Here is a 9946-nt window from a genome sequence, read left to right as displayed (position 1 = left end):
CTTGTATTTACATTACCACAATAGTAGAACGTTATCCGAATTATTTGACTGGCGAATTTATTCGCTACCTAGACGGTTCGCTCGGTTTCATCTCCCAGCTAAAGAGCGTGGGAGCCTTCACCCATCGCTTGAACGGTAACTATCTTCACTCCCTACGGTGTGCAGTGCTAGATCGTTATTCGCTCGGTTGAGTCGATCCGCGATCGCAGCTCGAAGTTTCAGAGCGATTGATGGCGTAGCCAATACCTCTTGGGCTTGTTCTCGGTAGATAGCACTGGTTACCGGATCAACTTGGTCAATTTTCTGTAAATTTGAAAATACTGTATCAGCAGAAATGCTCATCAGCTTAAACCCTTCCATTACATATAATTATGATCCTGACTTAATTATCGAACAGATGGCAATGTTGAATGATTAAGATAAAACAAAAATTATTCGACGCATCAGTAGGGGTTTGGTTACCAAACCCCTACTCTCAAATCAACTATCTCACTGTACGTCATGAAATTTCCCTTGTCTCGTCAGAAACGGCAAATTATTCAATTTTTCGGTTTATTCTGCTGCTGTTGCGTCCTGATTATTAGTTGTGGTGAGTTGAACACCTCGACACCCACTGATAATTCTGCGAGTTCAGTCACTAGCGTCAGTAGTTCTGAACGTCTCGCGGTGGGTTCTGTCGCCAAACCTCGAACCCTTGACCCCGCTGATGGGTATGAAGTAGCGATTAGCGATATTATTACCAGCTTAGGCGATCGCCTCTACACCTACGCGGGGGATACTGATCAGCTGCTCCCCCAACTGGCGACAGAACTCCCGCAAGTCAGTGATGATGGTTTAACCTACACGATTCCTCTGCGTCAGGGAGTTACCTTCCATGATGGGGCACCCTTTAATGCAGAAGCCATGGCTTTTTCCCTGAAGCGGTTTAGTGAAAACGGGGGTAAACCTTCAGCCCTACTTTCTAATATCATGGAATCAGTGGAAGCCACGGGGGAATATGAACTCACGATTAAACTAAAAAACGCCTTTGCTCCCTTCCCTTACCTGTTGGCTTTTCCCGGATTAAGTGCTGTTTCGCCTCAAGCTTATGAAATTGGGCAAGGCAAATTTAAACCCAATGAGTTTGTGGGAACGGGTCCCTATAAGCTAGTTTCCTTTGAGCCAAATTTAGTCAAGGTGGATGTTTTTGACGAATATTGGGGAGAAAAACCCCCCAATCAAGGCATTGACTTTCAGTTTCTCAGCAGTCCCGCTAACTTGTACAATTCCTTTACCACAGGTGCGCTTGATATTGCCTATCGTGACTTAGATGCCGATCAAATTCTCAGCCTCAAAGAGGATGCTGAAGCCAAGGGCTATCAAGTCTTAGAAAAGTCCAGCAGTCGCCTAGATTACATGGTTCTAAATGTCAAGCAGAAACCTTTAGACCAGGTAGAAGTTCGACAAGCGATCGCGGCGTTAGTGGATCGTGCTTTAATCATTGATCGCGTTTATCGGGGTCAAGCTGAACCAGCTTACAGTATTATACCCAACACCTTTGCCACCAGCAAACCCGTATTCAAGGAACCTTATGGGGATGGCAATGTAGAAAAGGCAAAAGAACTTCTCACCCAAGCTGGTTTTTCTGCCGAAAATCCGTTTGAATTTGAAATTTGGTACAGTTCCGATAGCCCCCAGCGCCAACAAATTGTTACCCTACTCAAAGAATACGCCGAGCAAAAAATGGATGGTTTGATGCAAGTCAAACCGCAACCCGTTGAATCGACTACTCTCTTTGCCAATATTCCCAAAGGCATTTATCCCAGCTATTTAGTGGCTTGGTTCCCTGACTTTGGCGATGCGGATAATTACGTCAGCCCCTTTTTCAGTTGTACGAAAGGATCAGCCGAAACTGGATGTCAGGAAGGTGCCAGTCAAAGTCAAGGCTTCTTCTATTACAGTGAGAAAATGAACCAACTCCTTGACGCTCAACGGAAGGAACAAGATCCCCAGGCGCGACAAGAACTATTTGGGCAAATTCAAGAGCTAATTGCTCAAGATGTTCCTCTGGTTCCCTTGTTGCAGAAAAAAGAATTTGCTTTTGCTCAAAAATCCCTAGAGAACGTGGAAATAAACCCAATTATTGGTGTATCGTTTTGGCAAGTTGATAAAAACGCTTAAGCCAACAACCCTGTAGAGACGTTGCATGCAACGTCTCTACAATCTGGATAGAACAGAATTCTATCTTTCGTACTATTAACATGGCGCTCGCATCATAACTACAAACTAACTTGAATTCCCATGTCTCGTTCTCGTGCCTTACTCTACTACGTGATCACTCGGTTGCTCCTTGCACCGTTAATGATGTTTACGATTGTAACCATCGTATTTTTGCTCCTCCGCGCTACGCCAGGAGATCCCATTGATGCGGTAATTGGTAATCGTGCGGATGAAGATGTGAAAGCTGAGTTTCGGGAAAGGTTGGGATTAAATCAACCGCTACCGTTACAGTATGTAAATTATTTACTCAGTTTACTCCGCCTCGATTTAGGTAGTTCAATTAGTGATCAAGGACGAGATGTTTGGCAAGTCATTCAGCAGTATTTTCCGGCAACGGCAGAAGTAGCGGTATGTAGTATGATAGTCGCGATAACTGTAGGAATTGGTGTGGGTATTTTTTCCGCCTCTCGTCCCGGTACAGTCTTTGATTTAGGTGGACGGTTATTTGGGATTATTACTTATGCCTTACCGATATTTTGGGCAGGAATGATTGTCCAGTTAATCTTTGCTGTACAGTTAGGATGGTTTCCCCTGGGTGGGCGATTTCCCGCATCAGCAATTCCGCCTACCAGACTCACAGGACTTTATACTGTTGATAGTCTCTTGAACGGTAACTTCAACCAATTTTTTACTGCCTTATACTATTTAACCCTACCATCACTAACATTAGGAATTCTCCTGAGTGGAATTTTTGAGCGTATTGTGCGGGTGAATCTCAAGCAAACTCTGAACGCTGATTATGTGGAAGCCGCACGCGCTAGAGGGATTCAGGAACGGACGATTCTGTTGCGTCATGGGTTAAAAAATGCTTTGATTCCGGTGATTACAGTAATGGGACTCACGTTTGCTTCGTTGCTAGGGGGTGCGGTGTTAACTGAAGTTACCTTTTCGTGGCCCGGATTAGCCAATCGATTATATGAAGCGATTCAGTCACGAGATTACCCGACGGTGCAGGGAATTATGGTGTTTTTTGGCGCAATTGTGGTGATAGCGAGTATTGCCATTGATATTATTAATGCCTTAATTGACCCCCGTATTCGGTATTGAATGTTGATGGTTCAGGGTTCAGGTTTGATTGCTATCCAGGGAACAGGAAACTCTTTTTCCACTGAAGGGGGGGGGGTAGGAAAGCTAATACCAAGTTACAAACAAAAAGAGGAGGGTATGCTCACACCTCCTTCATATAGCCAAGGATTAAAAATCCTGATTGCTATTAAATTTATCTACTTTTGAACTAACTTTTCTTTTGTTTTTTGGATTGTTGCTTTTTGAACATGGCACCAAATCCTAACGCCATAGTGGAACCTAGGATAGTCAAGGGTTCGGGTACTTTACTATAGGTAATGTTATCAATCGCACCACTGCCAGGCAGGTCAATGCTAACGCGGGTGACTGGGGCGCTAGTGAAGCCGTTGACAAATATTTCCGAGTTGTTTCCAGGACCAACAATGCCCGAAATAACTTGTACTACTGTGTCTCCGTTAAACAAAGTAACTTCAGTGGACTCTTCTTCATCATCCAAAAGATTAAAGCCAATAAAACTAACTGGCATCTTAAAATCAAATGTGATTATGCCACCAATCTGAGAATCGTTAGGAGAAGCAGAGTTGTTATCTTGACTGATGATCAGCGAATTACCAAACTGGTTTCCGAAGAACAAGTCATCATCACCACCTGTGCAGTTACTGGCAGGACCGCCACCGCATGTGGTGTCGAAGATCATCAGTTCACGTAGGGGTCTTGCCGGGTCAATACCAGCTACAACGCGCCCTTGTTCGGATACACTGAGAGTCGCATGTTCAGTCATCGCTCCAGTAACGACTTCACCTGGAGAGAATTCTGAAAAGTCAATAGTTTTAACAACAGCCGCTTGAGCTGGGTTAGTGTGGAGTGTCGCTAAACCTAACAGGACGCCGGTGGTTGCGATCGCAAACTTTAACTTTTGATACATAAAGATATCTATCCGTTTCGAGATGTGTAAAGCTTTTCAACTTGAATAACACGATAACTTGATTTCCGAACCGTTTTCTTAAAGTTTTCGTAAAGAAACGCGATATATCCGCTATTTTATTTAAAGTTTTTGTAAAGCCATAAGGCGTCTAAATCAGTTGTAAAACAACAAGCCTTGCGGGGTAAGGGTTTCAGCCACATTTCTTTTCATGAATCCTTTATACTACCTTTATACTAGCGAGACAGTAGGCAAGGGGGATAAGGGAGACAAGGCAATCGTGAACTCGGTGGGTATTGTCACGCGATCGCACAATGAATACCAAAAAGGGTAAAACCCTTTCATACCCTTGCACCGCTATCAGGGAAAATGTACTATGGCTCCCCCTGCTCCCAGACGTAGCATGCTACGTCTCTACATTGCTCCCCCGGCTCCCCCGCATCTAAAAGCTCTACTCTTTCCCCCCAGCGCCGGGATGTTCTCGCCCAGGAACGTTCTCCAGTGCTGTCAGCGCCGCTTGCGAACCTGCCAGAATATCCTGTTCTTCACCACCTAAGTAGAGGCGTCCAAAACTGCCAACGGCAGAAATTTGCAGAATATTAATTGAGGCGGCTTTCTCGGCTTCATTAGCGGCTAAAGCAGCATAAGCGGCTGGTGCTACTTCTAAAACATACAAAGTTTGTCCTGCCAAAATCATCTGTCCCCGTCGGGTGCGATTAATCAGTTGAGTTTGGTGAGGGTCAATATTGCGAATAATCTGGCTAGAGATAACCCGGGGTTTCAGGCGTTCTCGTTCACCGACGCCTAGGGCGGCTAGAATCGCTTTCCCCGCCGCCCTGGTTTCGCCTTGTTTGTTCGCATGAACTTCCAGAACCCCATAGAGTCGTTCCACCATCTGCACGGCTGGACGTACAGAGGTCGATTTTAGCGCCACATCGGTAATCCGGTTAATTTCGATACCCGGTGAGATTTCAATCCAGAGCGACGTATCTCCTGGTAATGGCAAGAACCCTAGCGCAACTGTCCCCATATAAGCCGCGTGCTGCGGCTGTAAGCTATCTATATAGACATAAGATCGCAATTCTATCGCCAAGGTTATTTCTCCGTAGATTGGGGTCAAACGGCTGGAATATGCAACATTCGAGTTTACCTGAAAACGAAGCGCGATCGCGATTTTTCCAGTTTGAGTCGCGACACCTAGTGTACAGTCCCGATGAGGGGGATGAGCCGTGCTGGAATTTTCCCCATACCCTACACACAACACCCCTACACTCAGTATTCTTTTTAGCCTTCTTACGAATTCTAAGGCAACAGGCAACATCTCCCGAAGCGCCAGGTTAACCAAAGGGCAGTTTAGTTATAGTATTTAAACTGACAAACATCCTACCAGCGCCAGAAAAAGCCAACGGATGGTGCGCCGTTTCCCTAATAATCATGGCTAAGAAATCGAAGACAACGACCGAGGTTAGTCTGAGAGACCCTAAATACTACTTCAACCGGGAACTCAGTTGGTTGGAATTTAATGATCGCGTCTTGCATGAAGCCCTCGATTCCCGAACCCCATTGCTGGAACGCTTGAAGTTTCTGGCAATCTTCAGTTCCAACCTGGATGAATTCTTTATGGTTCGGGTGGCGGGTTTGAAGCAGCAGGTGGAGGCGGGGGTGACATCCCTAACTGCCGATGGTCGCACACCTAGCGATCAATTGCATGGGATTAACAAGCGGTTACTCCCCATGATCAAAGAACAACACGAACATTTTGAACAAATCCTGCGCCCCTTATTGGTACAACAGGGGGTCTACCTGCTGGACTATATGGAGTTGAACTCCGAACAGCGGACTTATTTGCAAAACTACTTTGAGGCGCAAATTTTCCCGGTTCTGACACCCCTAGCTGTTGACCCTAGCCACCCCTTTCCCTATATTTCCAACCTGAGTCTGAATCTAGCCGTAGTGGTGAAAGATCCCGATCAGGGCGAGGAATTTTTTGCCCGAGTGAAAGTGCCCAAAGTCTTACCTCGGTTTGTCACCCTTCCCGAACCGTTGCGAGAACGGCAAAAGGGAAAACCTGCTATCTGGGTGGGCATTCCCCTAGAACAGGTGATTGCCCATAATTTAGAGTTTCTGTTTCCAGGGATGAATATCCAAGAATATCATCCGTTTCGGATTACTCGCAATGCTGACTTAGCCGTCGAGGAAGATGAGGCAGATGACCTACTACTGGCTATTGAAGAGGGACTGCGGAAGCGACGTATAGGGGGTTCAGTCGTCCGCATGGAAATCCATGCGACTGTACCAGAAACCTTACGGGAAACGCTGATGGGGGAGATGGGACTCGAGGAAAGCGATATCTACGAAATAGACGGCTTATTGGGGCTAGGGGATCTGATGTCGTTTATGGGATTACCCCTACCGGAACTAAAAGACCCATCCTGGACACCCGTCATGCCCGTCGAGTTGCGATCGCTCTCTTCTGAGGAAGATGGGGATGACTTCTTTAGCATTATTCGCAAACGGGATTTATTTGTCCATCATCCCTACCATTCCTTTGGTGGTACTGTGCAGCGGTTTATTACCCAGGCGGCGGATGACCCGAATGTACTGGCGATTAAAATGACACTCTACCGCACCTCTGGTGATTCCCCCATTGTCAACGCTTTGATTAAAGCTGCCGAAAATGGCAAGCAGGTGGCGGTTTTGGTGGAGTTGAAAGCCCGTTTTGATGAAGAGAATAATATTCTCTGGGCGCGTAAGTTAGAACAAGCGGGTGTACATGTGGTTTATGGGATTATTAAGTTAAAAACCCATACCAAAATCGTGCTGGTGGTGCGTCAAGACGAGAAGAGGATTCGCCGCTATGTTCATATTGGCACAGGAAACTATAACCCCAAAACCGCCAGAATTTACACGGATTTAGGACTCCTAAGCTGTCGTGAGGATTTAGGGGCAGATTTAACCGATTTATTTAATTTTCTGACTGGATACTCCCGCCAGCGCTCTTATCGCAAGTTATTAGTCGCCCCGGTGAATTTACGCGATCGCATGACGGCGATGATTCAGCGGGAAATCGAGCATTGTCGCCAGGGAAATACGGGACGCATTGTTGCCAAGATGAATTCTTTGGTTGATCCGAAGATTATCGCCACTCTCTATGAAGCCTCCCAAGCTGGCGTACAAATTGATTTAATTGTTCGAGGAATTTGCTGCTTGCGTCCCGGTGTTGTCGGCGTTAGCGATAATATTCGCGTGATTAGTATTATCGGTCGCTTTTTAGAACATTCGCGGATTTATTACTTCTATAATCAGGGTGATGAGGAAGTTTATATTGGCAGCGCTGACTGGATGCGTCGAAATTTAGATCGGCGAGTTGAGGCGATTACACCTGTAGAAGATCCAGAAATTATCAAAGATTTGCAAGAAATTTTAGCCATTATGATGGCAGATAATCGCCAAGCTTGGGAATTACAACCCGATGGGCGTTATATACAACGTCAACCGGAGGATGCGAAAGAGCAATGCGCTCAAAAGATTTTCATGGAGATGGCGAAGGAATCAGCAAAGGAGGCGGCGGGAATGGGGTAGACATCGTAGGGGCGCACGCTCCGTGTACCCAATTTAAAATGTTTGCCATCTAACACCTTTTAAGGTGACGACTGGTTCAGCACCCATTTGTTGAGATGGAGGAGTCGGTGTTGCTGTTGTCATGGTGAACTACCTTTGATACCTTGATGTAATTGTAGCCAAGAGGAAGGGCGGGTTTTGCTGTTAGGGTAATGGTTTGTGGTGTTAATCATGGGGCTAAACCCGCTCTTAAACCTATCGAGGAACAGAATACTGATGATTAATCCGGGTTCAAAGTGCCACTACGACTAAAACCCGCAACCCTATTTTGGCGGTTTGTCGCCCCCACGGAGACAACATCCCGATAATTACCCGGACTACGGGTGCGATCGCGTCAGAGAGGATGTCTTAGGTCGAACAAGATATAGGCTCATAGAATGATTCTATAGTGGGTAAGATACTTTGATCATTTATAATTCAGTTGATTCCTTTTACCCAGAGGTTTCAATCCCTTTAACCACCTCAAGAAACGCGATCCAACTATCATAATCCCATTGAAAACTAACCCCTCAGTGCCATCAGTGTGACAAAATCCCATTCGCCATACCCAACTTCCCAATAAATCTGTAAAATATGTGTTTTTCCTACATTCTTACTATTGCTCATGTCATGGTGATTTCTTTTTATTCTTAGCCAAACTTTGTCACCAATGTTCCACAGACATCCTAAGACTAGGTTATTGTTTAATAACTGCGATACAATACAATCACTATCAAGCACTCATAGAAACTATAAAGAGTGCAAAAATAAGGGTAATTTAGCTGGGGACTGACAGCCGTGATAGATGGCAAGACTATTTCTATTTCTCTGTTTTCAGGGGCTTTTGGTTTAGATTTAGGTTTAGAGCTAGCCGGATTTCATACCGTAAGTGTGGTTGAGAAAGAGCGGGATGCGGCAAAAACTATAGCGCTTAACCGACCTCATCTTCATGAAAGTGCTATCCCAAGGTCAATCGATACAATCAGTACCCAAGATTTACTCTTAGAAGGTGGTCGAGTTTTAGATTTAGGTAGAGCGTTACGTCCTCATGAGGTGGATTTGGTGGTTGGTGGTCCACCTTGTCAGCCTTTTAGTACAGCAGGAAAAAGAGCTTCAGTCTTAGATCCTCGTGGTAGTTTATTTATGGAGTTTGTCCGTGTTGTTCGAGACATTCAACCTCGATTTTTCCTTATGGAGAATGTGAAAGGGTTACTTTCCGCTGCTATCCGTCACAGACCAATTAACCAACGAGGGACAGATTATCCCCCTTTAGAACCGGAGGAAATGCGGGGTGCAGCCCTTAAGGTTGTATTGGCAGAAATGCATGAACTTGGATACCATCTCGTTTACAATCTTTTAGAAGCTGCCAATTATGGTGTTCCCCAAAATAGAGAGCGTGTCGTGTTTATTGGTTCTAGAGATGGTGAATCTGTTACATTTCCCTTGGCTACCCATGGTAAAGGCGGTAGAGATTTACCCAAGTGGCGTACTTTAAAAGATGCATTAACAGACTTAGTTGAACAACAGCCAGAGTTTACACCATACTCTGAAAAGCGCTTAAAGTATTTGAGATTGCTCAAAGCCGGACAAAACTGGAGATATTTACCCGACAACTTGAAAGAAGAGGCAATGGGAGGTGCTTATAAATCAGGGGGTGGTAAAGTTGGTTTTTACAGGCGATTATCTTGGGATAAACCCTCGCCAACTGTAACCACAAGCCCACAGCAAAAAGCGACAGATATGTGTCACCCCATAGAACTGCGTCCCTTAAGTGTACGAGAATGTGCGAGAATCCAAACTTTTCCTGACGACTGGATTTTTTATGGTTCTATAACGTCTAAGTACAAACAAATTGGCAATGCTGTACCTGTTTTACTGGCAAAAGAAATTGGCGATTATCTTTACAGTTTGATTCAAGGAAACAAACCACGAGGAAAGCAAATAGTTGAACAGCTTTCGCTTTTCTAGCTGTATAAAATTATCAATGGATAATTAATAATTGATAATTCACAATTGATTAATTGGGTCTAAGACCTCTTCGTTTACGAAGAAATTAAAAAAGATTTTCCTTAATTTCAATCCTCTTCTTTTAAGGAGAGGTCATTATCCATTGTTCATTATCCATTGTCAATTTGTGAA

9 protein-coding genes are annotated in these 9946 nt (G+C 44.9%); 6 read left to right on the top strand and 3 right to left on the bottom strand.

Annotation, left to right across the window (positions count from 1 at the left end):
- Positions 1-117: 117 nt before the first annotated feature.
- A complete protein-coding gene (locus tag RLO19_RS27610) occupies positions 118-342 on the bottom strand; it encodes a hypothetical protein (protein WP_446360567.1) in 225 nt (74 codons plus the stop codon).
- A 159-nt stretch (positions 343-501) separates the two neighbouring features.
- Here RLO19_RS27610 and RLO19_RS27605 point away from each other — a divergent pair, with 159 nt between their 5' ends.
- Both RLO19_RS27605 and RLO19_RS27600 read left to right on the top strand, forming a co-directional pair.
- Positions 502-2160, top strand: a complete 1659-nt coding sequence (locus RLO19_RS27605; protein WP_446360566.1) for an ABC transporter substrate-binding protein — start codon at positions 502-504, stop codon at positions 2158-2160.
- Between the two features lie 120 nt (positions 2161-2280).
- Positions 2281-3306, top strand: a complete 1026-nt coding sequence (locus tag RLO19_RS27600; RefSeq protein ID WP_446360565.1) for an ABC transporter permease — start codon at positions 2281-2283, stop codon at positions 3304-3306.
- A gap of 187 nt (positions 3307-3493) precedes the next feature.
- On the opposite strand, the gene RLO19_RS27595 is transcribed toward RLO19_RS27600, so the two are convergent.
- Positions 3494-4210 carry a PEP-CTERM sorting domain-containing protein gene (locus tag RLO19_RS27595; RefSeq protein ID WP_446360564.1) on the bottom strand — a complete coding sequence of 239 codons (717 nt, stop codon included), beginning with the start codon at positions 4208-4210 and terminating at the stop codon, positions 3494-3496.
- Positions 4211-4418: 208 nt separating this feature from the next.
- On the opposite strand from RLO19_RS27595, the gene RLO19_RS27590 reads away from it, so the two are divergent.
- Positions 4419-4541, top strand: coding sequence for a hypothetical protein (locus RLO19_RS27590; protein WP_446360563.1), 123 nt, complete (start codon positions 4419-4421; stop codon positions 4539-4541).
- Between the two features lie 117 nt (positions 4542-4658).
- Here the strand turns inward: RLO19_RS27590 and RLO19_RS27585 are convergent, their stop codons facing one another.
- Positions 4659-5300: a hypothetical protein gene (locus tag RLO19_RS27585; RefSeq protein WP_446335584.1), complete on the bottom strand. Its 642-nt coding sequence runs from the start codon at positions 5298-5300 to the stop codon at positions 4659-4661.
- A gap of 38 nt (positions 5301-5338) precedes the next feature.
- Here RLO19_RS27585 and RLO19_RS27580 point away from each other — a divergent pair, with 38 nt between their 5' ends.
- The 3 genes from RLO19_RS27580 (at position 5339) to RLO19_RS27570 (ending at position 9775) form a co-directional block, all read left to right on the top strand.
- Positions 5339-5548 (top strand): hypothetical protein, encoded by a 210-nt coding sequence (locus RLO19_RS27580; protein WP_446360562.1) that lies wholly within the window; start codon positions 5339-5341, stop codon positions 5546-5548.
- A 93-nt stretch (positions 5549-5641) separates the two neighbouring features.
- Entirely contained in the window at positions 5642-7789 is a 2148-nt protein-coding gene (gene ppk1 / locus RLO19_RS27575; protein ID WP_446360561.1) for a polyphosphate kinase 1, read from the top strand.
- Positions 7790-8605: 816 nt separating this feature from the next.
- Entirely contained in the window at positions 8606-9775 is a 1170-nt protein-coding gene (locus tag RLO19_RS27570) for a DNA cytosine methyltransferase (protein ID WP_446360560.1), read from the top strand.
- The last annotated feature ends 171 nt before the right edge of the window (positions 9776-9946 follow it).

Source organism: Coleofasciculus sp. G2-EDA-02 (assembly GCF_040226375.1).
Taxonomy (GTDB): Bacteria; Cyanobacteriota; Cyanobacteriia; order Cyanobacteriales; family Coleofasciculaceae; genus Coleofasciculus.
Note: the sequence above shows the minus strand (reverse complement) of the source record. Positions and strands in the feature narration are given on the sequence as shown.